Annotated in this window: 24 protein-coding genes and 2 pseudogenes; 23 read left to right on the top strand and 3 right to left on the bottom strand. The window is 73.2% G+C overall.

The features are described from left to right. The first annotated feature begins 298 nt into the window (after positions 1–298). The 3 genes from HGN31_RS05660 (at position 299) to HGN31_RS16480 (ending at position 4,017) form a co-directional block, all read left to right on the top strand. Positions 299–1,102, top strand: coding sequence for a L,D-transpeptidase (locus HGN31_RS05660; RefSeq protein WP_168782600.1), 804 nt, complete (start codon positions 299–301; stop codon positions 1,100–1,102). 194 nt (positions 1,103–1,296) lie between these two features. Further along, positions 1,297–2,211, top strand: coding sequence for a hypothetical protein (locus HGN31_RS05655; protein ID WP_168782599.1), 915 nt, complete (start codon positions 1,297–1,299; stop codon positions 2,209–2,211). A 381-nt stretch (positions 2,212–2,592) separates the two neighbouring features. Further along, positions 2,593–4,017 (top strand): lytic transglycosylase domain-containing protein, encoded by a 1,425-nt coding sequence (locus tag HGN31_RS16480; protein ID WP_244961146.1) that lies wholly within the window; start codon positions 2,593–2,595, stop codon positions 4,015–4,017. A gap of 189 nt (positions 4,018–4,206) precedes the next feature. Here HGN31_RS16480 and HGN31_RS05645 read toward each other — a convergent pair whose 3' ends face one another. The 3 genes from HGN31_RS05645 to HGN31_RS05635 all read right to left on the bottom strand — a co-directional run bounded on the left by HGN31_RS05645 (position 4,207) and on the right by HGN31_RS05635 (position 7,185). Continuing rightward, positions 4,207–5,682: an ABC transporter substrate-binding protein gene (locus HGN31_RS05645; protein ID WP_168782598.1), complete on the bottom strand. Its 1,476-nt coding sequence runs from the start codon at positions 5,680–5,682 to the stop codon at positions 4,207–4,209. Positions 5,683–5,752: 70 nt separating this feature from the next. Further along, a complete protein-coding gene (locus HGN31_RS05640; protein WP_036705434.1) occupies positions 5,753–6,454 on the bottom strand; it encodes a CDP-alcohol phosphatidyltransferase family protein in 702 nt (233 codons plus the stop codon). Between the two features lie 242 nt (positions 6,455–6,696). After that, positions 6,697–7,185 (bottom strand): Lrp/AsnC family transcriptional regulator, encoded by a 489-nt coding sequence (locus tag HGN31_RS05635; RefSeq protein ID WP_036712621.1) that lies wholly within the window; start codon positions 7,183–7,185, stop codon positions 6,697–6,699. A 119-nt stretch (positions 7,186–7,304) separates the two neighbouring features. On the opposite strand from HGN31_RS05635, the gene HGN31_RS05630 reads away from it, so the two are divergent. The 20 genes and pseudogenes from HGN31_RS05630 (at position 7,305) to tilS (ending at position 26,493) form a co-directional block, all read left to right on the top strand. After that, positions 7,305–7,676, top strand: coding sequence for a DUF2849 domain-containing protein (locus tag HGN31_RS05630; protein WP_168782597.1), 372 nt, complete (start codon positions 7,305–7,307; stop codon positions 7,674–7,676). Further along, positions 7,669–9,351, top strand: a complete 1,683-nt coding sequence (locus HGN31_RS05625) for a nitrite/sulfite reductase (RefSeq protein WP_168782596.1) — start codon at positions 7,669–7,671, stop codon at positions 9,349–9,351. The genes HGN31_RS05630 and HGN31_RS05625 overlap by 8 nt, the downstream gene beginning before the upstream one ends. Then, a pseudogene (locus tag HGN31_RS05620) lies at positions 9,344–10,069 on the top strand (phosphoadenylyl-sulfate reductase); the annotation flags it as partial. The gene HGN31_RS05625 and the pseudogene HGN31_RS05620, both read left to right, overlap by 8 nt. A 105-nt stretch (positions 10,070–10,174) precedes the next feature. Next, positions 10,175–10,642, top strand: coding sequence for a DUF934 domain-containing protein (locus HGN31_RS05615; protein WP_168783823.1), 468 nt, complete (start codon positions 10,175–10,177; stop codon positions 10,640–10,642). 137 nt (positions 10,643–10,779) lie between these two features. Further along, the gene (locus HGN31_RS05610) at positions 10,780–11,568 is read left to right on the top strand and encodes a ferredoxin--NADP reductase (protein WP_036713032.1); all 789 of its coding nucleotides are present in this window, start codon (positions 10,780–10,782) and stop codon (positions 11,566–11,568) included. Then, on the top strand, positions 11,568–11,957 hold the full coding sequence (locus tag HGN31_RS05605) for a VOC family protein (protein ID WP_211096340.1): 390 nt from the start codon (positions 11,568–11,570) through the stop codon (positions 11,955–11,957). Before HGN31_RS05610 ends, HGN31_RS05605 begins: the two co-directional genes overlap by 1 nt. 178 nt (positions 11,958–12,135) lie before the next feature. Then, positions 12,136–14,943 (top strand): type I DNA topoisomerase, encoded by a 2,808-nt coding sequence (topA, locus tag HGN31_RS05600; protein ID WP_168782594.1) that lies wholly within the window; start codon positions 12,136–12,138, stop codon positions 14,941–14,943. A 273-nt stretch (positions 14,944–15,216) separates the two neighbouring features. Continuing rightward, positions 15,217–15,654 carry an MliC family protein gene (locus tag HGN31_RS16300; RefSeq protein WP_211096339.1) on the top strand — a complete coding sequence of 146 codons (438 nt, stop codon included), beginning with the start codon at positions 15,217–15,219 and terminating at the stop codon, positions 15,652–15,654. 196 nt (positions 15,655–15,850) lie between these two features. Beyond that, positions 15,851–16,582: a CoA transferase subunit A gene (locus HGN31_RS05590; RefSeq protein WP_036712472.1), complete on the top strand. Its 732-nt coding sequence runs from the start codon at positions 15,851–15,853 to the stop codon at positions 16,580–16,582. Then, the gene (locus HGN31_RS05585) at positions 16,582–17,211 is read left to right on the top strand and encodes a 3-oxoacid CoA-transferase subunit B (RefSeq protein WP_036705695.1); all 630 of its coding nucleotides are present in this window, start codon (positions 16,582–16,584) and stop codon (positions 17,209–17,211) included. The genes HGN31_RS05590 and HGN31_RS05585 overlap by 1 nt, the downstream gene beginning before the upstream one ends. A 20-nt stretch (positions 17,212–17,231) precedes the next feature. Next, positions 17,232–17,804: a putative glycolipid-binding domain-containing protein gene (locus HGN31_RS05580; RefSeq protein ID WP_168782593.1), complete on the top strand. Its 573-nt coding sequence runs from the start codon at positions 17,232–17,234 to the stop codon at positions 17,802–17,804. Positions 17,805–17,858: 54 nt separating this feature from the next. Next, positions 17,859–18,425, top strand: coding sequence for a hypothetical protein (locus tag HGN31_RS05575; RefSeq protein WP_036736913.1), 567 nt, complete (start codon positions 17,859–17,861; stop codon positions 18,423–18,425). A gap of 159 nt (positions 18,426–18,584) precedes the next feature. Further along, complete coding sequence (ybgC, locus tag HGN31_RS05570; RefSeq protein ID WP_168783820.1) at positions 18,585–18,980, top strand: tol-pal system-associated acyl-CoA thioesterase; 396 nt, start codon at positions 18,585–18,587, stop codon at positions 18,978–18,980. A gap of 154 nt (positions 18,981–19,134) precedes the next feature. Continuing rightward, complete coding sequence (gene tolQ, locus HGN31_RS05565; protein WP_036705851.1) at positions 19,135–19,827, top strand: protein TolQ; 693 nt, start codon at positions 19,135–19,137, stop codon at positions 19,825–19,827. Next, positions 19,827–20,324 (top strand): annotated as a pseudogene (locus HGN31_RS05560) (ExbD/TolR family protein); the annotation flags it as partial. The gene tolQ and the pseudogene HGN31_RS05560, both read left to right, overlap by 1 nt. A gap of 103 nt (positions 20,325–20,427) precedes the next feature. Continuing rightward, positions 20,428–22,101 (top strand): protein TolA, encoded by a 1,674-nt coding sequence (locus HGN31_RS05555; protein WP_168782592.1) that lies wholly within the window; start codon positions 20,428–20,430, stop codon positions 22,099–22,101. A gap of 130 nt (positions 22,102–22,231) precedes the next feature. After that, positions 22,232–23,560, top strand: a complete 1,329-nt coding sequence (tolB, locus tag HGN31_RS05550; protein ID WP_425325334.1) for a Tol-Pal system beta propeller repeat protein TolB — start codon at positions 22,232–22,234, stop codon at positions 23,558–23,560. A 53-nt stretch (positions 23,561–23,613) separates the two neighbouring features. Continuing rightward, complete coding sequence (locus HGN31_RS05545; RefSeq protein WP_036705447.1) at positions 23,614–24,144, top strand: OmpA family protein; 531 nt, start codon at positions 23,614–23,616, stop codon at positions 24,142–24,144. Further along, positions 24,144–25,220, top strand: coding sequence for a tol-pal system YbgF family protein (locus HGN31_RS16655; RefSeq protein ID WP_168782591.1), 1,077 nt, complete (start codon positions 24,144–24,146; stop codon positions 25,218–25,220). The genes HGN31_RS05545 and HGN31_RS16655 overlap by 1 nt, the downstream gene beginning before the upstream one ends. Further along, a complete protein-coding gene (gene tilS / locus HGN31_RS05535; protein WP_168782590.1) occupies positions 25,210–26,493 on the top strand; it encodes a tRNA lysidine(34) synthetase TilS in 1,284 nt (427 codons plus the stop codon). The genes HGN31_RS16655 and tilS overlap by 11 nt, the downstream gene beginning before the upstream one ends. Positions 26,494–26,536: the final 43 nt, after the last annotated feature.

The following is a 26,536-nucleotide window of genomic DNA, read 5'->3' as shown; positions in this document are numbered from 1 at the left end:
GCCGATGGGGTCTTTTCGGCGTGATGGTCGTGGGAACTCCGCGCGCTGTGACATCAGGGCCACAGATCACGGCCGGTAAAAATCCTGCGCGCGCGACATTCTTGCAACGCAAACCGGCGTCCGCAGGCCGTTCGAACGGCGGTTTGCCTTGACCTTTCCGCCCCCGCGCCGCCTATGGGGACGTCCTGTCGTCGGGCTGCGCGCCCTGCTTGCGCGCGATTCGCCCGATGTGAGCTGCCACCTCACTGCCCGTCGCGGTCCGCCGCCGAGGGCCGTCCCGAATCATGAGGATCTCGCGATGCGCATCGCCTCTGCCGTCCTGCTCGCTGCCGTGCTCGGTCTGGCCGCCTGCGGCCCCGACCCGGCCGCGCAGGTCGCCCCCGCCACCCCCGCCACCCCGGCCGTCACGCCGGCGATCTATCAGGCCCGCACCGATACCGGCCCCGGCGGTGAGCCGCTGCCGATCGCGGCGATCAAGCCCGCCTACCTGCGCGACCGCAACGTCCGCGCCCAGGTGCCCTACAACGGGCCCGATCCGGCCGGCAGCATCGTCGTCGATCCCTACGCGCGCTTCCTGTATCTCGTCGAGCCGGGCGGCACCGCCACCCGCGTCGGCATCGCCGTGGGCAAGGCGGGCCTGGGCTTTTCGGGCACCGCCACCGTCGGCCGCAAGGCCCGCTGGCCGTCCTGGACCCCCACCGCCAACATGGTCGCGACCGAGCCGGATCTGTACGGCCCGGTGAAGGACGGCAAGGCCGGCGGTCTGGACAACCCGCTGGGCTCGCGCGCGCTGTACCTGTACCAGGGCAGCCGCGACACGCTGTACCGGATCCACGGCACGATGGACCCCTCGTCGATCGGCAAGGCGACCTCGGCCGGCTGCATCCGGCTGTTCAACCAGGACATCATGGACCTGTTCGACCGCGTGCCGACCGGCACCCGCGTCAAGGTCCGCACCGCCGCCGAGTCCCGCGCGCTCGAGGGGCCGCTGGTCGAGACCCCGGACGGGTATCTCGAGCCCGCCGCCGCCGCCCCGGTCGTGGCGATGTCGCCCGCCGGCGTGCCGGTCGTGGAAAGCGCCGTGCCGGCCGCGTGGCGCTGATCGGGCGCTGATCGGGCGCTGAGGCACCGAACGAACGCAACGGACGCCCGGCGAGCCATCGCCGGGCGTCTTGCATTTGCGGCGGTGTGCGGGTTGATTCCGGCCATCCTGCCGCCCTGATCCGGGGCGCGATCCTGTGCGCCGGATCGGCGCGTGACAGCCTGCGCCGGATCGGCGCGTGAAAGGTATGGACCATGGCCAATCCCCCCTCGACCGCCAAACCCCCCGTTGACGTGGCAAAGCTGATCGACCGCACCCGCGAGCCGGCGCTGTCCCGGCACGCGGACCGGACGCTGACCGGCCTGATGCGCAAGCTCGACGCCGCCAGCGCCGAGGCGGGCGCCGACCCCGAGGCGGCGCGGGCGATCGCGGCCGCGCTGCGGCGCGTCAAGGGCGAGGCGAAGAAGCGGCTCGCGGCGTCCGAGGGCGGCAGCCCCGCCCCGGCCGAGCGGCGCGGCCGGCCGGGTGCCGGCAAGGCGGCGCAGCCTGCGGGGCGCAAGCCGGGGCCGAAGACTAAGCCGGCCGACGCGCCGCGCGCCGAGGGCGCCGCAGCCGAGACGCCCCGGGCCCGGGGGCGCAACGCGGGCGCGGCCAAGGCCGATGCAGGTCCGGCACCGGCCCCCGCCGAGGCTGCGGCAAAACCTGTTGCCGCCAAGCCCTCGGCCCGTCAGGCGGCGCGCCGCCCGGCCGTCCGCGACGCCGCCGCAACCCGCGGCCGGGGCCGCGCCGCGGCCGCAGCCGCGACGCCCCGACCGGCCGCCGAGGTGCGCCCAGCCGACCCCCGCACGGCCGACGTGCGGCCGCCGAAACCGGCCCGCCCGCCGCAGGCCGACAGCGCGGCGGTGCGCCCCGACGATCTCGACGCCAAGGCTGATGCCAAGGCGCGCAAGGCCGCCGAGAAGGCCGAGCGCAAGCGGGTGAAGGAGGCCGAGAAGGCCGAGCGCAAACGCGCCAAGGACGCCGAAAAGGCCGCCCGCAAGGCCGCCCGCCTTGACGAGGGGGACGCGGGTGCGGCTGCGAAAGCGCCCAAGGCCGGGAAGAAGGCCGGCAAGGCCAAGGGCGAGAAGCAGAAGAAGGGCAAGGGCAAGGGCGGGAAGTCCAAGGCCTGACGTTTAGGCGGCGGCGGCGAGCGGCTTTTTCGGAGGGCCGCATTCGCAGGTGTTCGTTGCTCGCCTCGCCGGGAATCTGCCTGACTGACCGGGCTAGCCAAGGGGCGGGCCGCACCAAAGAGTTGCGCCTTGCGAGCGCCTTGAACTCACCGCGCTGCCTCCCGCTGTGGCGGGGGGCGCGGACGCTCGCCTCTGCGATTGGGTGGCGGCGCTGCCGCAACTCACCGTCGCCCGCGGTGCCCTCGCCCGAGACACCCGGCCGCCCACCACACCCGCGCTTCGCCAACCGCCGGTTCCCATGCCCCCGGCGGTCTGCTATTTCAGAGGCGGACAACCGCGATTGGGGGCAGGGTGGGCTGGCGATACCGCATAGGCGTGGCGATGCTGCTGGGCCTGCCGCTCGCGGCAGAGGCCGCAGGCGTGGCCGCCGCGCCGGACGGCTCGGTGATGCTCGTGCCCGCCACGCCCGGAGCGGCCGCGCCGACGCCCGGGGCAGCCGCGCCCACCCCCGCCGAGGAAGCGCCCACGCCCGCGGCCTCGCCAGACACCGCCCCTCCCGCGCCGCAGGCTGAGGTCCGCCCGGACCCCGGGCTGCCGCCGGAGGACGGCGCGGCCAGCGCCGCGCCTGCGCCCGCACCCGCGACCGCTGCCGAGCCAGCACCCGCGACCGGCACGCCCGCGACCGCTGCCGCACCCGCGCCCGTTGCTGAGCCCGCACCCGCGACCGGCACGCCCGCGACCGCTGCCGCACCCGCGCCCGTTGCTGAGCCCGCACCCGCAACCGCTGCCGCACCCGCGACCGACACGCCCGCACCCGCAACCGACACGCTCCCGCCCGCCACCGCCGAGGCGTCACCCGACCCCGCGCCCCCCACTGACGCCGCCGCGGCGGCGAACGCCCCGGCGCGCGCCGCCGATCCGGCGCCCGAGGCGCCCGCCGACCCCACCACGCCCGCTCCGCCTCCGGCGATGGCCGGCCCGCACCAGCCCGCCGACACCCGCACCGAGCGCTGCACGGCGGACCGGCGGAGCTGCATCAAGGTCGCCTCCTACGTCTCGGACGTCTGCACGGTGATCGAGCGGGCCGCGACCGAGAACCGGCTCGACCCCAACTTCCTCGCCCGCCTGCTCTGGAAGGAATCGATGTTCGAGCCCGAGGCGGTCTCGCCGGTCGGCGCGCAGGGGATCGCCCAGTTCATGCCCGAGACGGCGCGCATCCGCCGGCTCGATGACCCGTTCAACCCGGCCAAGGCCATCCACGCCTCGGCCGACTATCTGCGCTACCTGATCGACGGGTTCGGCAACATGGGGCTGGCCGCGGTGGCCTATAACGGCGGCGAGGCCCGCGCGCTGCGCTTCTACAACGGCGGACAGGTGCTGCCCTACGAGACGCAGGACTACGTCGAGGCGATCACCGGCCACAACGCCTGGAAGTGGCGCGACGAGCCGCCCGGGACGCTTGACCTGCGGCTCGACAAGGACCGGCCCTTCCGCGAGGCCTGCATCAAGCTCGCCGGCAACCGCTCGCTCAAGGAGTTCACGACCAAGCAGCGGGCGTGGCCGTGGGGCGTGATCCTCGCCTCGCACCCCAAGCAGTCGGGGGCGCAGAGCCAGGTGAGCCGGCTCAACCGGCAACTGCGCCCGATCCTCGGCGGCAAGCGGGTCAGCTACGTGCGCAAGACGATGACCGGCTCGGGGCGCAAGGTCTACACCGCCCAGATCGGCTACTCCTCGCGCGGCGAGGCCAACGCCTTCTGCAACCAGTTCCGCGCCCTCGGTGGCCGCTGCATCGTGCTGAAGAACTGAGGCGCGCGCCGCCTGTCGAGCCCCCAAATCGCCTGCGCCTCGCGTTTCAGATCGCGGAACGTGCCTTGTGCCACCTCCGCCACGCCGGGGTTCCGCGATATGAAACGGGCGGCGCCCCCCGGCACCGCCCGCCTCCATCTTTTTTCAGCCTCATATCCTGCGACCGCACCCCGAGGTGCGGTGCCGGGATCACTCTTTCCAGTGCACCTTGGTCAGGTCATTGGCCGGCGAGGGCGCGTTCTCCCACAGACCCTCGATCCGGGCATCGGCCACCCCGGTCTTGGCGAGCTGGAACAGGAACGCCACCGGGTGATCGTCGGCCAGCATCTCCTGCGCCTCTTTCAGGATCGCGCTGCGCTCGGCCGGGTCCAGCGCCGCCTTGAGCTTCTCCATCAGCGCGTTGAAGGCAGGGTTCTGATAGCCGATGTAATAGCCGTCGCGGGCATAGATGCCGATGTCCATCGGCTCGACATGGCTGATGATCGTCAGGTCGAAATCGTGGTTCTTGTAGACCGTCTCGAGCCACTGGGCCCATTCCATGTTGGTGGTCTGGGTCTCGATCCCGACCTCGCGCAGCTGCGCCGCGACGATCTCGCCCCCGCGCCGGGCATAGGGCGGAGGCGGCAGGGCGAGGCGCAGCTTCAGCCCCGACACCCCCGCCTCGGCCAGCAGCGCCTTGGCCTTTTCGGGGTCATGCGGCGAGCGGTCGAGCAGGTCGACGTAATCGGGGTGATGCGGGGCGAAATGGCTGCCGATGGGGGTGCCATAGCCGAACATCGCCCCGTCGATGATCGCCTGCCGGTCCACGGCCAGCGCAATCGCCTCGCGCACCTTGGGATTGTCCAGCGGCGCATTGCGGTTGTTCATCGACAGGATCGTCTCGCCCTCGGTCGTCCCCACGATCACCTTGAAGCGCGGGTCGGCCTTGAGCTGGTCGAGCGTCTCGGGCGCGGGATAGATCGGGAAGGCGTCGACGTCCCCCGCCATCATCGCCGCGAAGGCCGCCGTCGGGTCGGCGATGAAGCGGAACGTCGCGGTCTTCAGCGCCGGCTTCTCGCCCCAATAGCCGTCAAAGGCGGTCAGCGTGACGTGATCGCCCTGGGTCCACTCGCCCAGCTTGAAGGGCCCGGTCCCCACCGGCTTCGTCGCCGCGTCGGCGGCCGAGGCCGGGTCCATCATCACCGCGTCGCCCCAGGCCATCTTCCACGGGAAATCCGCGTCCGGCGCCTTGAGCGTCACGCGGACGAGGTCGGGGGCCACCGCCTCGACCGTCTCGATGTCGGCAAACAGCGCCTTCTGCGCGTTGACCGAGTCGGGCGCCCGCGCGCGGTCGAGCGAGAACACCACGTCCGAAGCGTCGAAGTCCGCGCCGTCGTGAAACTTGACCCCGCCGTGCAGCTTGAACTCATAGACCTTGCCGCCCTCCTTCGCCTCCCAGCTTTCGGCGAGGGCGGGGGCGATGCTGCCGTCGGGGGCGAAGCGGGTCAGCCCCTCGAAGAGGTTGGCATAAGTGATCTCGTCGATGGCGGCGGCGGCGTTGGCGGTCGGGTCGAGGCCCGGCGGCTCGAGCACCATGCCCAGCCGGATGGCGTCCTGCGCGGCAAGCGCCGGCTCCGAGATGAGCGCCACGGCGGCCGCGGTGGTCAGCAGAAAACGTTGAAACATCGGTCCCCTCCGGGGGGCGGCACGATGCCGCCCGCTGCGGGGGAAGCTTAGGCGGCGCGGGCGCGCCCGATCAAGCGCGGCGGCGCTGGGGCGGGATGATCTGCTGGGCGATCCCGGCCAGCATCAGCCACAGCGAGCTGACGACCAGCCCCCAGAGCGCCCAGCTTTGCGGGTGGAACCCGACCGCGATGGCCCAGCCGGCCGAGACGACCCAGGCGATGGTCATCGGCAGCGAGACGGCCCGCCAGCGCTCGGTCCGCACCGGGTGGATGAACTTGACGGGCAGGAACATCGCCACGGTCAGCGCCACTACGATGATGGCGATCACCCAGAACGAGGGCTTGAGCGCGAAGAGCACCAGCACCACCATGTTCCAGCAGGCCGGAAAGCCCGAGAAGCTGTTGTCCACCGTCTTCATCCGGGTGTCGGCGAAATAGATCACCGAGCCGTAGACGATGGCGATGATGCAGAGCCAGCCGGTCCAGCCGCTGAGCAGCCCCGACTTGAAGAGCGCATAGGCCGGGATGAACACGTAGGTCAGGTAGTCGATGATGAGGTCCATCAGCACCCCGTCATGCGTCGGCCAGTTCTCCTTGACGCGGTAGCGGCGCGCCAGCGGGCCGTCGAGCCCGTCCACCACCAGCGCCACGATCAGCCAGGCGAACATGGTGGACCATTTCCCGTCGACCGCGGCGAGCAGCGCGAGCATCGACAGGACGGCCCCGGTGGCCGTGAACAGATGAACCCCAAGGGCCTTGAGACGCAAATCCATCCCGCCTTGTGTCACCGCCCGTGCGGGCGCGCAACCGTGGCCGCACGAGGCGCGTGCGCCGCAGGACGACCGCAGGGCAGGGGACGCGGCCCGCTGCCCGCTGCGGCCCGCTTCGCCTCGAGAGCGGGCGGCACCGCACGATCATGGGGCGCGGCCCAATTCAGCTTCTCTTCTGACCCAAATATCCGGGGGGACGCGTCCGGCACGGACGCGGGGGGCAGACCCCCCGCGACGGGTGGCCCTCACGCCTCGGGGATGGGCAGGGCGGTAGTGGCCTTCATCTCCTCCATCGACAGCAGCGCGGTGACGTTCTGGATCCGCACCTCGGCGATCAGCGACTGGTAGAAGCGGTCATAGGCGCGGGCGTTCTTCACCATCACCTTGAGGATATAGTCGATGTCGCCGGCCAACCGGTGCGCCTCGATCACCTCGGGGCGGGCGCGGACCGCGGCGAGGAAGCGGGCGGCCCAGTCGGCGTCGTGCTCGGTCGTGCGGATCAGCACGAAGAAGCACGCCTCGAGCCCGAGCGATTCGGCATCGAGCAGCGCCACCTGTCCGCGGATCACCCCCTGCTCGCGCATCCGCCGGATGCGGTTCCAGACAGGGGTGCGCGAGGCGCCGATGCGGGTCGCCACCTCCTCCAGCGGCAGGCTCGAATCCTGCTGGAGAAGGGAGAGTATCTTGCGGTCAGTGTCGTCCAGCCGGACGGGCGTTTGCGGCGTCTGCGCCATGAGGAATATTTTTCCTACTGAGGGGGAGGCGGGTGGAGGGACGGTCTTATTTCCGCCGGAGACTGGCGGAATGCAACATGATTTTCCTATTATCTGGTCATTGCCGAAAGGGTCTGACGATGTCCAAGAGCTTCACCCCCTCGCCCGCCACGCCCGCGGTGCTGACTGCCAACACGCTGCGCGACGGGCGCTGCGTGTGGATGGGGGCGGGTGGCTGGACCACCGACCCGCGCGCGGCGACGCTCTATGAGGACGCGGGGCTGGCCGAGTTCGCGCTGCTCGAGGCGCAGGCCCAGGGCCACGTCGTCGTCGGCCCCTATCTGATCGAGGCGAACCGCACCGCCGACGGCCGTGCCGCGCCCGCCCATTTCCGCGAGGCCTTCCGCCACAGCGGCCCGACGACCGAGCCCGCCGCCCGCGCCGCGCAGGCCGCCCCCAACTCCGCCGACCCCCTGACCGCCCCCCTGACCGTCGAGGCCGCCCATGTTTGACGCAGCCCCCCACGACACCGCCCGCCAGGATACCGACGGGCAGGCCTACCTGCGCCATCGCGCGGCCCAGTTCCGCGCGCAGGTGGCGCGGCGGCTCGACGGCAGCCTGACCGAGGACGAGTTCCGGCCGCTGCGGCTGATGAACGGCGTCTACCTGCAGCTGCACGCCTACATGCTGCGGGTGGCGATCCCCTACGGGACGATCTCGCCCGACCAGATGCGCGGGCTCGCGGCTATCGCCGACCGCTGGGACCGCGGCTACGGGCATTTCACCACCCGCCAGAACATCCAGTTCAACTGGCCGGCGCTGGTGGACATCCCCGACATCCTCGACGCGCTGGCGGATGTGGGGCTGCACGCGATCCAGACCTCGGGCAACACGATCCGCAACGTGACGACCGACGCCTTCGCGGGCGCCGCCGCCGATGAGGCCGACGATCCGCGCCCCTGGGCCGAGCTGCTGCGCGTCTGGTCCACCGACCACGCCGAGTTTCAGTTCCTGCCGCGCAAGTTCAAGATCGCCGTCTCGGGCGGGGCGAAGGACCGGGCGGTGATCCCGGCCCATGACATCGGCCTGCGGCTCAAGCGGCAGGACGGGGCGCTGGGTTTCGAGGTGTGGATCGGCGGCGGCCTGGGCCGGACGCCGATGCTGGGGCAGGTGGTGCGCGACTTCCTGCCCGCCGCGGACCTTTTGCCCTACGTCGAGGCGATCCTCGCCGCCTACAACCTGAGCGGCCGGCGCGACAACAAGTACAAGGCGCGGATCAAGATCACCGTGGCCGAGCGCGGGCTGGACGTGATGCGCGCCGAGATAGAGGCCGAGTTCGCCCGCCGCCGCGCCGTCTTCCGCGGCGTGGACACGGCGCTGCTGGACGGGCTGCGCGTCCGCTTCGCCCCGCCCGTCTTCCGCGAGGTGGACGCCGCGGGGTACGAGGCCGCCCGCGCCGCCGACCCGGCCTTCCGGTCCTTCACCGACACCAACCTGTCGCCCCACCGGGTGCCGGGCCACGCGAGCGTCACCGTGACGCTCAAGGCCGCCGGCGCCACGCCGGGCGACGCGACCTCGGACCAGATGCGCACCCTCGCCGAGCTGGCCGAGCGGCACGGCTACGGCGACCTGCGGATCGCGCATGACCAGAACGTGGTGCTGCCGCACGTCCCGCTCGACGCGCTGCCGGCGCTCTATGCGGGGCTGCGGGCGGCGGGCCTCGCCACCGCCAACGCCGGGCGGATCACCGACATCGTGGCCTGCCCGGGGATGGACTTCTGCACCCTGGCCACCGCCCGCTCGATCCCCGTCGCGCAGGAAATCGCGGCCTATGTCCGCGCCCGCGACCTCGACGACGAGATCGGGGCCTTCGACCTGCGCATCTCGGGCTGCATCAACGCCTGCGGGCATCACCACCTGGGCCATGTCGGCATCCTCGGGCTGGATCGCGCGGGGGTCGAGAACTACCAGATCACGCTCGGCGGCGACGGCTACGACGCGCCTGCGATCGGCGAGCGCGCCGGGGCGGGCTTCCCCTACGACCAGGTGGTGCCCGCCATCGGACGGCTGCTCGACGCCTATCTCGCCGTCCGCGAGACGCCCGAAGAGCGGTTCATCGACGCGCTGCGCCGGCTGGGGCCCGCGCCCTTCAAGGCCGCGCTCTACCCCGAGGCCGCCCATGCTTGACCTGACGCTCGAGGACCGGGCGCGGGCGCTCAACGACCGCTACCGCAACCACGCGGCGGTGTCGGTGCTGCGCCATGCGCTGGCCGACCCCGACCTCGGCCGGGTGGCGCTGGTGTCGTCCTTCGGCGCCGAGTCGGTGGTGCTGCTGCACATGCTGTCGGTCGCGGCGCCCGACACGCCGGTGCTGTTCGTGGACACCGGGATGCTGTTCCCCGAGACGCTCGCCTATCAGCGCGAGATCGCCGCGCGGCTGCCCCTGACCGACATCCGGGTGATCCGCGCCTCGGACGACGAGATCGCCGCCGCCGACCCAGACGGCACGCTGAACCAGCGCGACACCGACGCCTGCTGCAACGCCCGCAAGGTGGTGCCGCTGGAGCGCGCGCTCGCGGGGTTCGACGGCTGGATCACGGGCCGCAAGCGCTTTCAGGGCGGCCAGCGGGTCGAGCTCGAGTTCTTCGAGCCCGAGGCGCCGTCGCGGCTGCGGGTCAATCCGCTGGCGCACTGGCGGGCGCAGGACGTGGTCGAGTACATGGACGAGAACGCGCTGCCCCGGCACCCGCTGGTGGCGCGCGGCTACCCCTCGATCGGCTGCGCGCCCTGCACCTCGCCGGTGAAGCCGGGCGAGGACCCGCGCGCCGGGCGCTGGCGCGGCTCGGCCAAGACCGAGTGCGGCATCCACTTCATCGGCGGCAAGATCGTCCGCGGGCCGCTCGCGCCCGAGGCGGTGCCCGAGCCCGCACCCGCCCCCGAGCCTGTGCCCGCCGCCGCGATCACCCCCGTCCCGACCGATTCCGTCCCGACCCAGCCCGAGGCCCCGACGATGACCCCGACCCCGCGCCCCCGTGCCGACGCCGACCCCGTGGCGCCCCTGCCGGCGTCCTCGGCCACCATCGTGACGCTGCCCGGCGCCGAGGCGGCCGACGCCCCGGTGCTGGTGCGCGACGACGGCTTCCACCCCGTCGAGGGCACGCCGGACGTCAGCCTGCCGCCCGACACCGATCCGGCGAGCCTCGGCCAGCATCTCGGCGCGGCGCTGATCGCGGTCGAGTTTCCGGCGATGACCGACGGGCGCGGCTTTTCGCTCGCCCGCATCCTGCGCGAGCTGGGCTACGGCGGGCGGCTGCGCGCCACCGGCGGGCTGATCGCCGACCAGTATGCGATGGCCCGCCGCGTGGGCTTCGACGAGGTCGAGATCCCCGCCGCGCTGTCCCGCCGTCAGCCGGCCCCGCAGTGGCTCGCCCGCGCCGACTGGCGCGACTGGGACCACAGGTCGCGGCTCGCGGGCTAGAAGCCCGGGCCGCTTTGCACTAGATATTCCGGGACACTGATATGACGCTGGATTTCCCCGTGGCCGATGACACCGCCTCGAACCCGACCCTTGGGCAAGCTGCGCCCGCGGCCAAGCCCGCCTCGACCGCGGCGCTGATGCCCGATGCGCAGACGGTGACGGCGGTGCACCATTGGACCGACCGGCTGTTCTCGTTCCGGGTGACGCGCCCGGCCAGCCTGCGCTTCCGCTCGGGCGAGTTCGTGATGATCGGCCTGCCCGACGACAACGGCAAGCCGATCCTGCGGGCCTATTCCATCGCCTCGCCCAACTGGGACGAAGAGCTCGAGTTCTACTCGATCAAGGTACCGGACGGGCCGCTGACCTCGCGGCTGCAGCACATCCGCGAGGGCGACCAGATCATCCTGCGCCCGAAGCCGGTGGGCACGCTCGTGCTCGACGCGCTGCTGCCCGGCAAGCGGCTGTGGTTCCTCGCCACCGGCACGGGCATTGCGCCCTTCGCCTCGCTCATGCGCGACCCCGAGACGTTCGAGCGCTACGAGCAGGTGATCATGATGCACACCTGCCGCGAGGCCGCCGAGCTGGATTACGGCCGCGAGCTGGTGGCGAACCTGCACGGCGACGAACTGCTGACCGAGATGTTCGGCGCCGACTTTGACAAGCGCCTGATCTATTACCCGACGACCACGCGCGAGGCGACCGCGCGGATGGGCCGGATCACCGACAACCTGACCTCGGGCAAGGTCTTCGCCGACCTCGGCCTGCCGGCGATGAACCCGGCCGAGGACCGGGCGATGGTCTGCGGCAGCCTCGCCTTCAACGTCGACGTCAAGGCGGTGCTGGAAGGCTTCGGGCTGCGCGAGGGCGCCAACAGCGACCCCAAGGAGTTCGTGGTCGAAAAGGCCTTCGTCGGCGACGGGATCTGATGCCCCTGCGGGTACGGGCGCTCGACCACCTGGTCCTGACCGTGGCCGACATCGAGGCCACGGTGGCGTTCTACGAGGCGCTGGGGATGACGCGGGTCCGCTTCGGCGAGGGGCGGGTGGCGCTGGCCTTCGGGGGCCAGAAGATCAACCTGCATCCGGCCGGCGCCGAGATCGCCCCCCATGCCGCCCACCCCCGCCCCGGCAGCGCCGACCTGTGTTTTCTGGTCGAGGGCGACGTGGCGGGTCTCTCCGCCCACCTCGCCGCGGCGGGGCTGGCCGTCGAACTCGGGCCGGTGCCGCGGACCGGGGCGCAGGGGCCGCTCACCTCGGTCTATCTGCGCGATCCCGATGGCAATCTGGTCGAGCTGAGCGTCCCCGCCGCGCCCTGATCCGCGCTTCGCAGGGGGCCGCCGCCCCCGTCTCCGGCCGAGGGCTCCCCCGCGGGTCCTTGCGCCAGAAAGATGCGCGCCGCCCGCCTCCGGCCCCAAGGCCGCCGCAGGGGCCGGCGTTGACACCCCCCGCCGGGGTGCCCATGTTCCCCGCCCGAATCGTCCCCCGGAGAGCCCCATGCCCGTCGTCGTCGTCGAATCCCCCGCCAAGGCCAAGACGATCAACAAGTATCTGGGCGACGACTACACCGTCCTGGCCTCGTTCGGTCACGTCCGCGACCTGCCGCCCAAGGACGGCTCGGTCGATACCGACGCCGATTTCGCCATGACGTGGGAGGTCGCGGCGGACTCGAAGAAGCACGTCAAGGCGATCAAGGATGCGCTCGCCCGCGACCCGAACCTGATCCTCGCCACCGACCCCGACCGCGAGGGCGAGGCGATCTCGTGGCACCTCAAGGAGGCGCTGGCCTCGTCGCTGAAGAAGGCGCAGGTGAGCCGCGTCACCTTCAACGCCATCACCAAGAGCGCCGTGACCGAGGCGATGGCCCACCCGCGCGAGATCGACCAGCCGCTGGTCGACGCCTATCTGGCCCGCCGGGCGCTGGATTACCTCGTCGGCTTCAACCTGTCGCCAGTGCTGTGGCGCAAGCTGCCCGGCTCGCGCTCGGCGGGGCGGGTGCAGTCGGTGGCGCTGCGCATCATCGTCGACCGCGAGATGGAGATCGAGGCGTTCCGGGCCCGCGAATACTGGTCCGTCCACGCCGCGCTCGCCACGCCCTCGGGGGCGCCCTATCAGGCCCAGCTGGTCAGCTACGCCGGCAAGAAGCTCGAGCGCTTCGACCTCGCCGACGCCGAACGCGCCGCGCTGGCGGTCGCCGCGGTGGAAAGCCGCGACCTGACGGTGACCTCGGTCGCCTCGAAACCCGCGAGCCGCAACCCGTGGCCGCCGTTCATGACCTCGACCCTGCAGCAAGAGGCGTCGCGCAAACTCGGCATGGGTGCCAAGGCCTGCATGGGCGCGGCGCAGCGGCTCTATGAGGCGGGCTACATCACCTACATGCGGACCGACGGGATCGACATGGCGCCCGAGGCGGTGATGGCCGCCCGCGATGCGATCAAGGCGCGGTTCGGGGCGGACTACCTGCCGGCCTCGCCGCGGATGTACAAGAACAAGGCCAAGAACGCGCAAGAGGCGCATGAGTGCATCCGTCCGACCGACATGATGCGCTCACCCGACAAGCTGTCGGCCGAGCCCGAGCAGAAGCGCCTTTACGACCTGATCTGGAAGCGCACGCTGGCAAGTCAGATGGAAGCCGCGCGGATGGAGCGCACCACCGTCGAGATCGGCTCGGCCGACGGCCAGGTGGGGCTGCGCGCGACCGGGCAGGTGATGCTCTTCGACGGGTTCCTTAAGGTCTATGACCAGGGCCACGACGACGGCGAGGACGGCGAGGACAGCGCCCGCCTGCCGCAGATCGCCCAGGGGGAGCCCGCGGCCAAGGTCGCAGGCGGCTTTGCGGGCGAACTCGACGCCGGGTCCGAGGGGCTGGTCGCCGACGCCGCCCGCGCCGTGCTGGGCCGCCAGCATTTCACCCAAGCCCCGCCCCGCTATACCGAGGCGACGCTGGTCAAGCGGATGGAAGAGCTCGGCATCGGCCGGCCCTCGACCTATGCCTCGATCGTCACCACGATCCAGGACCGCGACTATGTGCGCAAGGACAAGAACCGGCTGATCCCCGAGGACAAGGGGCGGCTCGTCACCATCTTCCTGACCAAGTATTTCCCGCGCTACGTCTCGTACGACTTCACCGCCGACATGGAGGGCGAGCTCGACGACATCTCCTCGGGCTCGCGCGAGTACCGCGAGGTGCTGCGGCGGTTCTGGCGCGACTTCACCGCGGCGCTGGCGGGGACGAGCGAGCTGCGCATCTCCGAGGTGCTGACGGCGATCGACGAGGCCTTGGCGCCGCATCTCTACCCGCCGCGGGCGGACGGGGGCGATCCGCGCGAATGTCCGCTCTGCCACCGCGGGCGGCTGAACCTCAAGACGGCGCGCTCGGGCGGGGCGTTCATCGGCTGCTCGAACTACCCCGAGTGCCGCTACACCCGGCCGCTCTCGGGCCCCGAGGGCGAGGCGCTGGGCGATGCGGTGCTGGGCACCGACCCCGAGGGCCGCGAGATCAGCCTGCGGAACGGCCGTTTCGGGCCCTACGTCCAGCGCGGCGAGGCGACGGCCGAGGTGCCCAAGCCGCCGCGCGCCTCGATCCCCAAGGGGTGGGAGGCGGCGAGCGTCGACCTCGAACGGGCGCTGATGCTGCTGGACCTGCCGCGCGAGATCGGCCCGCACCCCGAGGACGGGGTGGTGGTCGAGGCCGGGATCGGGCGCTACGGGCCGTTCGTCAAGCACGGGGCGAAATACGCCAACCTGCCCGAGGTGGACGAGGTGTTCACCATCGGCATGAACCGCGCGGTCGAGGTGCTGGCGCAGAAGGCCTCGCGCGGGCGGGCGCCGGCGGCGGCGCCGCTGGCGGAGCTGGGCGAGCACCCGGACGGCGGGCCGGTGCAGGTGCTGAACGGGCGGTTCGGGCCCTACGTGAAGTGGGGCAAGGTCAACGCCACCCTGCCGCGCGACATGGCGCCCGAGGCGGTGACGCTCGAGGCGGCGCTGGAGCTGATCGCGGCGAAGGCCGCGAAGGGCGGCAAGGCGCCGCGCAAGGCGGCGGCGAAGAAGCCGGCGGCGAAGGCCAGCACAACGAAGGCTGGTGCGGCGAAGAAGCCTGCGGCCAAGAAGACCACGGCGAAAGCCGGGACGGCCAAGGCCGCCGCGAAGAAGCCGGCGGCCGGCAAGGCGGCGGCCACGTCGGATGCCGCAGAGGATGCGGCGCCGGTCAAGGCCGCGGCGAAGAAGCCCGCCGCCAAATCCGCGACCAAGGCCAAGCCCGCCGCCAAGCCCAAGGCGGCCAAACCCGCCGACCCCGCCGACTGACCGCCGATCCCCGAGCGGGGCGCCCCGCGCCCCCTCCCACGGCCTGACATCCCCCAAGGCGCCCGCCAACCCGCCCCGCCGGGACGGCGCGCCGCGCCCGCCTCGGGCTGGACCCAAATATCCCCGCCGGAGGCTCCTGCCCGCGCCACCCGCGCGCCGGTCGGGGCTGCGCGCGGCGGGCGCCTCACGCCATCGTGCCGCCGGGCGGGTTGTCCGTGGCGGTGGCTCGGCCTACCCCTCAAGGGGAACGCGCAACCCTGAAAGGGATATCACATGCGGACTTCTGCCCTGATCCTCGCCGCGCTCTGCGCCGCCGCGCCTGCGCTGGCCGAAACCCCTGCGCCCAAAGCCGCGCCCGCCGCCGCGCCTGCCGCCCCCGCCGCGGCGGCCGCCCCGGCTGCCACCACCCCGCCCTCGACCGAACCGGCGCCGGGCGACAGCATCGAGGCGGTCAGCTACGCCTGCGCCGGCAACAAGATCCTGCACGCGGTGGTCGTGAACACCGCCGGCGGGTCGAGCTTCGCCACCATCCTGCAGCAGGACGAGCTGATCCCGATGCAGATCGCCGTCTCGGCGTCGGGCGCGCGCTACACCGCCATCAACCCCGACTACACCTACGAGCTGGTGACCAAGGGCGACTCGGCCGATCTCTACGCCACGACCAACGGCAAGGAAGAGCGGGTGCTCGAGGACTGCACCGCCTCGAACTGAGGCCCCCGCCGCACCATCCGCCCCGCCGCCCGACGCCGCGGCGGGGCGCGCCTGCCCGGGCCACCGCCCGACCCGCAGGGTGCCCCCGACGTGCGCGCCCCCTCGCCCCCCATCGCCTAAGTGACGCTGCGTTGACACGCCCTTTCCCCCCGTGCAGAACCGGGCGTGACCGGGATTTGGGGACAGGCGGGGGGCCATGCAGAAGATCTACGACAACGCCGACGCAGCACTCGAGGGGGTGCTCAAGGACGGGATGTCCATCGCCGCGGGCGGCTTCGGCCTCTGCGGCATCCCCGAGCTGCTGATTGCCGCGATCCACAAGGCGGGGGTGAAGAACCTCACCATCGCGTCGAACAACTGCGGCGTGGACGGGTTCGGCCTCGGCATCCTGCTCGACAGCAAGCAGATCGCCAAGATGCAGTCCTCTTACGTGGGCGAGAACGCCGAGTTCATGCGCCAGTATCTCTCGGGCGAGCTCGAGCTTGAGTTCAACCCGCAGGGCACGCTGGCCGAGCGGATGCGCGCCGGCGGCGCCGGCATTCCCGGCTTCTACACCAAGACCGGGGTGGGGACGGTCATCGCCGAGGGCAAGGAGGTCAAGAATTTCGACGGCGAGGACTACATCCTCGAACGCGGGATCGTCACCGACCTCTCGATCGTCAAGGCGTGGAAGGCCGACGAGACCGGCAACCTCGTGTTCCGCAAGACGGCGCGGAACTTCAACGTACCGGCGGCGACCTGCGGCCGCATCTGCGTGGTCGAGGTCGAGGAGATCGTGCCCGCCGGTTCGCTCGACCCCGATCACGTCCACCTGCCGGGGATCTACGTTCACCGGCTGATCCAGGGCCAGCACGAGAAACGCATCGAACAGCGCACGGTGAGGAAGCGGCCCGAGGCCGCGGCGGCGACGAACGGGGGGAACGCCTGATGGCCTGGGACCGCAACCAGATGGCGGCGCGGGCCGCGCAGGAACTGCAGGACGGCTGGTACGTCAACCTCGGGATCGGCATCCCGACGCTGGTGTCGAACTACATCCCCGAGGGGGTGCACGTCACCCTGCAGTCCGAGAACGGGATGCTCGGCATGGGCCCCTTCCCCTATGAGGGCGAGGAGGACGCCGACCTCATCAACGCCGGCAAGCAGACCATCACCGAACTGCCGCACTCGGCCTATTTCGACAGCGCCCAGAGCTTCGCGATGATCCGCGGCGGCAAGATCGCCATGGCCATCCTCGGCGCGATGGAGGTGGCCGAGAACGGCGACCTCGCCAACTGGATGATCCCCGGCAAGCTGGTCAAGGGCATGGGCGGGGCGATGGACCTCGTCGCCGGCGTCGGCCGCGTGGTGGTGGTGATGGACCACACCAACAAGGCGGGCGAATCCAAGGTGCTGCGCGCCTGCACCCTGCCGCTGACCGGCAAGGGCGTGGTCGACCGGATCATCACCAACCTCGGCGTGCTCGACGTGGTGCCGGGCGGGCTCAGGATCGTCGAATGCGCCGACGGCGTGACCGAGGCCGAGCTGCGCGCCGCGACCGAGGCGACCATCGTCTCGTAAGCGGCGGGGAGGGGCGGCTCATGCGGCGGCAACTGCGCTGGACCGGGTGGGACGGGCAGGGGCTCGACCATTGCGACGTCACCAACGGGCCGGACGGGCTGACGCTCGACGGGGTGGTGGCGGGCCAGCGCGGCAGCCTCTACGGCGCGCATTACCGGGTCCGCACGGATGCCGCCGGCGCCACCCGCGAGGTCTGGCTCTGCTACGCCGGCGGCCCGGCGCTGAAGCTGCGGGCGGACGGGCAGGGGGCCTGGACCGACGCCCTGACGGGGGCGGCGCTCCCGGCGCTCGACGGCTGCCTTGACGTCGACATCGGCGTGACGCCCGCCACCAACGCGCTGCCGATCCGGCGCCTGGGCCTCGCTGCCCGGCAGTCGGCCGAGATCGCCGTGGCCTATGTCCCGCTGCCCTGCCAGATCGAGGGCGCCTTCGTCCCCACCCACGCGGCGCAGCGCTACACCTGCCTCGACGAGGGCCGCTATCGCTACGAGGGGCTGTTCCGCCACTTCACCGCCGAGCTGCCCGTCGACGCGGACGGGATGGTGCGCGACTACCCGGGCTACTTCCGCCGCCTGCCGGAGCCGGGGGCGTGACGGCTGCGAGGCAGGGTGCGTGAGGGGGCGGGGCGCGTGAGGGGGCAGGGCGCGATGACGGCCGACGAGATCGCGGCGCTGTTTACCGGCGCGGACGGCAAGTTCCTGTGCGCCCGCTGGGGGCGGCCGGTGGCGCCGGTGGTGTTCGGGCTGGACGATGCCTCGCTGACGGTGTTCCGGGCCGCGATGGCCGCGGCGCTGGCCCATGCGCGGCACCCGATGGCCGAGACCGACCCCGAGATGGGCGCCAACCTCATGGTCTTTGCCGTGCGCGAGTGGGCGGAGCTCGCCGAGCTTCCCGACCTCGACCGGCTGACCGGGCGGGCGGGGCTGCCCGCGCGGCTGGCCGAGGGGGGCGCCGACCGCTACCGCCTGCTGCGCTTCGACGCGGACGGCGGCATCCGCGCCTGCCTGAGCTTCCTGCGCCTCGGCGGGGCGCTGGCGGGCGCCCATCCGGCGGCGCTGGCCGAGGACGTGGCGGTCAACGCCCTGCTGAGCTTTGCCGCCCACGTCACCCCCACGCCGGACCTCGCGGCGCTGATCCGGGCGGCCTATGACCCGCTTCTGCCGCTGGCGGCGACGGACCCGGCGCACGCGCTGCGGCTCGCGGCGCGGATGTAGGCGCGGCGCGTCCGGGCGGCGGCTGCGCGGGTGGTCAGGTCGGCTGCCTCCGGCGGGGATATTTGGGTCCAGCCCGAGGCGGCCGGGAGGTGCTTGCCACCCCGCGAGGCGCGTGGTTTAGGGCGGGCCATGTCCGACACGACCCCCACCACGACCCCCTTGGCCCACCGCCTTCCCGTCCGCGTCTATTACGAGGACACCGATCTCGGGCAGGTGGTCTATTACGCCAATTACCTCAAGTTCATCGAGCGGGGCCGCAGCGAGTGGCTGCGCGCGGCGGGCGTGGACCAGAGCCGGCTTTACGCTGAGCACGGGCTCGGCTTCGTCGTCCGCCGGGTCGAGGCGGACTATCTGCGCCCCGGCCGCTTCGACGACCTGCTCGAGGTCGTCACCCGGCCGGTGGGGCTGGACGGGCCGCGGATGCTGCTCGACCAGTCGGTCGAGCGTGACGGCACCGTGCTCTTCACCGCCCGCGTGACGCTGGTCTGCGTGGACCTGTCGGTGATGCGCCCGCAGCGCCCGCCCGCCGCCGTCGCCGCGGCGCTGGGGGTCTGAGGGGCGCCCCGCGGCAGCGGTGCGCCGCCGACGCGGCGTCCCCCGCACGCAACTGTGTTGCGCCAAGGCTGGCCTTCCGCGACCCTCTTGCGGCAAAACGCCGCCCATCGCGCGGTCATCCGACCGCCCGGCCCATGGCAAGGGGACAGACCGCATGGACACCGTCGCTCTCGGCGCGCCCACCGATTTCTCGCTGATCGCGCTGTTCCTGCGCGCCACGCTGACGGTCAAGATCGTCATGGTGCTGCTGGTGCTGGCCTCGGTCTGGTCCTGGACGATCATCATCCAGAAGCTGCTGGTGCAGACCGCGACCCGCCGCGACACCGCAGGCTTCGACCGCCGCTTCTGGTCGGGCGAGCCGCTCGACGACATCTTCGACCGCATGAACGGCCGCGCCCGCGGCGCCGCCGAGCGGGTGTTCACCGCCGGCATGACCGAGTGGCGGCGCTCGCAGAAGGATGATGGGGCGCTGATCCCCGGCGCCTCGTCGCGCATCGACCGGGCCATGTCGGTCGCCATCAACCGCGAGAACGACCGCCTGACCCGCGGGTTGCCGTTCCTTGCCACGGTAGGCTCGACCGCGCCGTTCATCGGGCTCTTCGGCACCGTCTGGGGGATCAAGACCGCGTTCGAGGGGATCGCGCTCAGCCAGAACACCAGCCTGGCCGTGGTCGCCCCCGGCATCGCCGAGGCGCTGGTAGCGACTGCGCTGGGCCTGCTCGCCGCGATCCCGGCGGTGGTGTTCTACAACAAGCTCGCCACCGACGCCGACCGCATCACCGGCGCGCACGAGGCGTTTGCCGACGAGTTCTCGACCATCCTCTCGCGCCAGATCGAGGACAGCTGATGGGCGCCGGACCCCTGCCCGGCAAGGGAAGCCGCAAGACGGCCCTTGCCGGCGCCGCGCAATCGGGCCGCCGCGGGCGGCGCCGCAGCGCGCCGATGGCCGAGATCAACGTCACCCCCTTCGTGGACGTGATGCTGGTGCTGCTGATCATCTTCATGGTCGCCGCGCCGCTTCTGACTGTGGGCGTGCCGCTGCAACTGCCGCAGACCGCCGCCGAGGCGGTGCGGGCCGAGCCGGAAGAGCCGCTGACCGTCTCGATCCCCGCCGATGGCCCGCTGGTGCTGATGACCACGACGGTTCCCGAGGACGAGTTCGTCACCCGCCTGCGCGCGGTGGCGGCCGAGCGCGCCTCGCCACGGATCTATCTGCGCGCGGACGGGGCGGTGGCTTACGCGCGGGTGATGCAGGTGATGGGGGCGCTGAACGCCGCCGGCTACCACGACATCGTGCTGGTGACGGATGCGGGCGGGCCGACGATGGACGCCGGTGCGCCGGGGGCCGTCCAGCCCGCAGCCGTCCCTGCCGCCCAGCCCGCAGCCCAGCCCGCCGCCCCTTCCGCCACGCCTCCCGCCGTCCAGCCCCAGCCGGGCGCCCCGGGGAATGGCTGATCCCTTCCCCCCGACCGAGGCGCGCGAGCGCCGGATCGGCGCCTGGATCTCGGGCGTCGCGCACGCCGGGCTGATCGCCTCGGTGGCGCTGGGGGGCGCGCTGTTCCGCGCCCCGCAGGCCCCGGCGATCCGCATGGCCCCGGTCGAGACGATGAGCTCGGTCGAGTTCGAGGCGATGGCCGCGGCCAGCCGCGGCGCGGGCCCGGTGGGCGACACCGCCAGCGCCACCCCCGCCCAGCCGCGCCCGCCCTCGGCCGAGGTGGTGGCCGGCGGCCCGGTCGCCATGTCGCCGCCCGCGCCGAACGCCGACCCGACCGCGCTGCCCGCGCCCGAGGTGTCGGGCGAGGCGGCGCCGAATCTCTCGGACCTGCAGGTGCCGCAGACGCCGGTGGCGGTGGCGACGGTGGCGCCCTCGCCGCAGCAGCCCTCGACCGAGACCGAGGCCTCGCCCTTGGGCGCCGTGGTCGCGGGGCTGGCGCAGCCGCGCCCGACCGGCGCCGCCCCGACGCTCGAGCAGCCGCCGCCGAGCGCGCCCGACATCCCCGACGTGCCGCCGCCGCCCCCGGCGCTGACCAGCTCGCGCGCGCCCTTCGACGTGGCCGCGGCGCGGCAGCGTCTGGCCGAGCGCGCCGCCGCCGAGGCCGCCGCCGAAGCGGCACGGCAGGCGGCGGCCGAGCAGGCAGCGGCCGAGGCCGCCGCCCGGCAGGCCGCCGCGCAGGCGGCAGAGCAGGCCGCCGCAGAGGCCGCAGCCGAGGCCGCCGCCCAGGCCGAGGCGCAGCGCCTTGCCGCCGAGGCCGCCGCCCGCGCCGAGGCCGAACGCGCCGCCGCAGCCGCCGCCGCCGAGGCCGAGGCGGCCGAGCGCGCCGAGGCCGAGGCCCGCGCCCGTGAGGAAGCCGAGCGGCAGGCTGCGCTGGACGCGGAACGGCAGGCGGAAGCCGAGCGCCAGGCTGAAGCCGAACGGCAGGAAGCCGAGCGCCAAGCCGAAGCCGAGCGCCAAGCCGACGCCGAGCGCCAAGCCGAAGCCGAACGCCAGGCCGAGGCCCGCGCCGCCGAAGAGGCCCGCCGCGCCGCCGAGGCCGAAGAACAGCGCCGCGCCGAGCAAGAGCGCCGCCGCGCCGAGGAGGAGGCCGCTGCCGCCGCGGCCGCCGCCGCGCTCGCGCAGGCCGCCGAGGCCGAGCGCGCCCGCGCCGAGGCGCAGGCCCGCGAGGAGGCCGAGGCCCCCCGCATCGCCCCCGACGAGCCCGACGCCCTGACCCAGGCGCTCGAGGAGGCGCTGGGCCCGACCCCGCCCGGCGCCGGCGCGGATGGCGGCGGCGGTCGGGCGAGCGCCGGCCCGCCCCTCTCGCGCGGGGAAAAGGACGGGCTCAGGATGCAGATCGAGGCCTGCTGGAACATCGGCTCGCTGTCGCGCGACGCGCAGCGGACGGCGGTGACGGTCGCCTTCGAGATGACGCCCGCCGGGATGCCCGACGCCGAGACGGTGCGGCTGGTCGGCGCCGAGGGCGGCTCGGACGCGGCCGCCGCGCAGGCCTTCGAGGCGGCGCGCCGGGCGATCCTGCGCTGTGCGCTGCAGCAGGACGGCTATCGCCTGCCGGCCGAGAAATACGCCCGCTGGCGCGAGATCATCATCGAGTTCCGCCCCCAGGGCGGGGCGCGGATCCGCTGACCGCATGGCCGAAAGCACAGCCCGCCCCGCATGGCGCCGGGCCGCAAACGAGATTAAGGAGACGCGCATCATGACCCTCGCCCAGATGACCCCGCGCCTGCCCGTCCTGTCCGTGGCCCTCGCCGCGCTCATGGCGCTGCCGCCGCTCAGCCCCGCGCTGGCGCAGGATGCGGTCCCCGCCGCGGGGCTCGCGGTCGACGAGGACCAGGGCCCGCTCAGGATCGAGATCACCGGCGGCCAGGTCGAGCCGATGCCGATCGCCGTGGTGCCGTTCTTCGACGAGGGCGGGGCGGGCGCGCTCGCCGCCGACATCCAGCGGGTGGTGACGGCGGACCTGACCGGCACCGACCTCTTCCGCGAGATCCCCGAGGACGCGCAGGTGGCCCGCCCCGAGGGGTTCGAGGCGCCGGTGGCCTATCCCGACTGGCGCGCGGTCAACGCCGAGGCGCTGGTGACGGGGGCGGTGGCGCTCGACGGCGACAACGTCACGGTGAAGTTCAAGCTCTACGACGTGTTCTCGGGCCAGCCGCTCGGCGACGGGTTGCAGTTCGACGCCCCCCGCGCGGGCTGGCGCCGCGTCGCCCACAAGGTCGCCGACCAGATCTATGCGCGGATCACCGGCGAGACCGCCTATTTCGACAGCCGCGTGGCCTTCGTGTCCGAGACCGGGCCCAAGGACGCGCGCCTCAAGCGCATCGGGATCATGGATTACGACGGCGCCAACCCGATCTGGGTGACGGATGACGCCGATCTGGTCGTCTCGCCCCGCTTCTCGCCGGATGGCGAGCGGCTGCTCTACACCAGCTTTTCCAGCGGGATGCCGCAGATCATGCTGATGGACGTGGCCACCGTGCAGTCCCGGCCGCTGAAGATGGAGGCGGGGACGATGAGCTTCGCCCCGGCCTTCTCGCCCGACGGGCGCTGGATCGTCTATTCGCGCGAGAAGGGCGGCAACACCGACCTGTGGCAGATGGACGTGGCGACCGGGGCCGAGCGGCCGATGGTCGAAACGCAGGCGATCGAGACCTCGCCGAGCTTCAGCCCGGACGGCCGCCAGATCGTCTTCGAAAGCGACCAGTCGGGCGCCCAGCAGATCTACGTCATGCCCGCCGACGGGTCGGGCGAGCCGCAGCGGATCAGCTTTGGCGAGGGCAGCTACGGCACCCCCGCCTGGTCGCCCAAGGGTGACCTCATCGCCTTCACCAACCAGAACGGCGACAATTTCCACATCGGGGTGATGCGCCCGGATGGCACGGAAGAGAAAATGCTGACTGAATCGTTCCTTGACGAGGGCCCGACTTGGGCCCCCAATGGCCGCGTGGTGATGTTCACGCGGCAGACTCCGGGCGGGGACGGGGTGTCGAGGCTGCATTCCGTGGACGTGACGGGGCGCAATATGCGCCCGCTGGATATCGAGGGCGCGGCGTCGGACCCCGACTGGGGGCCGCTGCTGCCATGAGCAATCGGTCGGGCGACGGGCCGCGGCGACCGCAGAGGGGCGTGGGTGAGATGATGAACGGGTTTCGGATCGGGGCTGCGGCCGCGGCGCTGGCATTGCTCGGGGCCTGCGCCCAGCCGCCCGCGCCGGTGGTCGTCGCCGACCCCTACGCCGGCACCGCCGGCGGCCCTGCCCGCTACACCGGCGAGGTGCGGGGCGGTAACCTGCCCGGCACCGCGACCGCGGCAGATTTCATCCGCACCGCGGGCGACACGGTGATGTTCCCCGAGAACGACGCCACGCTCGACGGCACCGCCCGCGCGACGCTGGTGCGTCAGGCCGCGTGGCTCAAGCAGAACGGCAGCTTCTCGACCGTGGTCGAGGGGCATTCGGACGAGAAGGGCACCCGCGAATACAACCTCGCCCTCGGGGCCCGCCGGGCCGGGGCGGTGCAGGAATACCTCGTCTCGCAAGGGGTCGAGGCCGGGCGCATCCGCACCAGCTCATACGGCAAGGAACGGCCGGTCGAGGTCTGCTCGACCCCCGAATGCCAGGTCAAGAACCGCCGCGCCGTCACCATCGTCTCGCCCGGCGCCGGCGTCTGATGCGCCGCGCGCTGGTCCTGTCCGCGGTGCTGTCGGCACTCGCGTGGCCCGCGGCGGCGCAGACGGCGGTCCCCGCAACGCCTGCGCCCGCGACCGCGGCTCCGGCCGAGGGGCGGACGCTCGCCGACCTTCGCGCCGACCTCAAGGCGCTGGCCGCCGAGCTCAAGGCGCTGCGGGCCGAGCTGAACGCCTCGGGCGCGGCGGGCTTTCAGGCCGCGGGCGGCGACAGCGCCATCGACCGGATGAACGCGATGGAGCGTGACCTCGCCCGCCTCACCGGCGAGGCCGAGCGGCTGCGCAAGCGCATCGACCAGGTGGTGCGCGACGGCACCAACCGGATCGGCGACATCGAGTTCCGGCTCTGCGAGATGGAGGACGGCTGCGATCTCGGCGCGCTGACCACGCCGACGCTGGGCGACCAGTCGGCGGGGACGGGCGGGGTCGTGGGAGGGGTCGTGCCCGGAGTCGTGGGCGGCCCCGTGGCCGCGGCCGGGCCGGCGACGGGGCATCCCGCCGGGGCCGATCCGGTCACGCCGTCCGCCGGCGTGCCGCTGACCGCCGCGGAACGGCGCAGCTTCGACGCCGCGAGCGCGGCGATGCAGCAGGGGGACTTCCCCCGCGCCGCCGAGCTTTTCGCCGCCTTCGCCCGCACCCACGCCGACAGCCCCGCCGCCGCCGAGGCGCAGTTCCTGCGCGGCGCGGCGCTCGACAGCGCGGGCGACGCCAAGGGGGCGACGGCCGCGTGGCTCTCGGCCTTTGCCGCGGCGCCGACCGGGCCGCGGGCGGCCGACGCGCTGCTGGGCCTGTCCCGCGTGGCGGCCGTCGGCAAGGCGCCAAGCGCCGGCTGCGTCTATCTGACCGAGCTGATCACCCGCTTCGCCGGCACCCCGCAGGCCGACGAAGCCGAGCGCCGCAGCACGGCCGCCAACTGCGCCGCGGCGATGCAGGGCGAGCCTGCCGCGATGCCCCCGGACGCCGACGCAGACCCCGCCGCCGACCCCGCCGCCGAGGGCGGTGCCGACCCCGAGGCCAGCGCCGACCCCGAGGCTGCGGCCGATCTCGCCGATGGCGGCTGACCCCACGGGGGGGACGGACCCGCTCGGGCCCGCCGACCCGGAGGAGGCCGTCCGCGCCGAGCTGGACCGCCTCGCCGGGGCGTTGCCCGCGCTGGGGCTGGCGGTCTCGGGTGGCAGCGATTCCACCGCACTTCTGCACATCGCCGCGCCGTGGGCGCAGGCCCGTGGCGTCCGGCTGGCCGTGGCGACGGTCGATCACCGCCTGCGCCCCGGTTCGGGCGACGAGGCCGCCGCCGTCGCCCGCGCCTGTGCCGCGCTGGGGGTGCCGCACCGGGCGCTCGTCTGGGACCACGCGGGGCGGGCGCCCGCGGGCAACCTGATGGCGGCGGCGCGGGCAGCGCGGCTGCGGCTGCTCGCCGACTGGGCCGACGGGGCCGAGCTGGGCGCGGTGGCGCTGGGCCACACGATGGACGATCAGGCCGAGACGCTGGTGATGCGGCTCGGGCGCGGGGCGGGGCTCGACGGGCTGTCGGGCATGGCCGCCGCGCGCCGGCAGGGCGGGACGCTGTGGCTGCGCCCGATGCTGGGGGTCCGGCGGGCGGCGCTGCGCGACTGGCTGACCGCCCGCGGCCTGGGGTGGAGCGACGATCCCACCAACGACGACGCGGGCTTCGACCGGGTGCGGGTGCGGCAGGCGATCGCCGCGCTCGACCTGCCGGTGCCGGGGCTGGCGCGGTCGGCCGCGTGGCTGTCCGAGGCGCGGGCGGCGCTCGCCGATCACGCCGTCACCGTGGCCGAGGGGGCGGAGGCCGATCGCGGGATGCTGCTGCTGCCGCCCGCGGTGCTGGCCCAACCGGCCGACACGCGCCGCCGCCTGATCGCCGCCGGGCTGCGCTGGGTCACCGGGGCGGACTACGCCCCCCGGGGCGACGATCTGTCGCGGCTGCTGGCGGCGCTGGTGGCGGGTGCGCCCGCGACGCTCGCCGGGGTCATCGCCCGCCCCCGCGCGGACGGGGTGGCCCTGCTGCGCGAGCCTGCCGCGGCGGCCCGCGCCCCCGCGGCCGAGGCCGGGGCGGACGGCTCGGCCGTCTGGGACGACCGCTGGCGCCTTCTGGGGCTGCCTCCGGGTGCCCGCGTCACCGCCACACCGCCCCCCGCGCTCGCCACCCGCGACTGGCGCGGCGCGGGCCTGCCGCGTGTCGCGCTGCTCTCGGCCCCGGCGGTGGAGGCGGGGGGGCGCACCCTGCTGCCGCTGCTCGATCCGGGCGCCGGGGTCACCGCCACACCGCTGCGCGGGCGCGCCGATTGGCTCGCCATCCTGCGGGCGCATTGAACCCGTCCGCCCGAGCGCCTATTTTCAGCCGAAACCTGCTTTC

It is taken from the genome of Paracoccus sanguinis (assembly GCF_012689545.1).
Classification (GTDB): Bacteria; Pseudomonadota; Alphaproteobacteria; order Rhodobacterales; family Rhodobacteraceae; genus Paracoccus; species Paracoccus panacisoli.
Note: the sequence above shows the minus strand (reverse complement) of the source record. Positions and strands in the feature narration are given on the sequence as shown.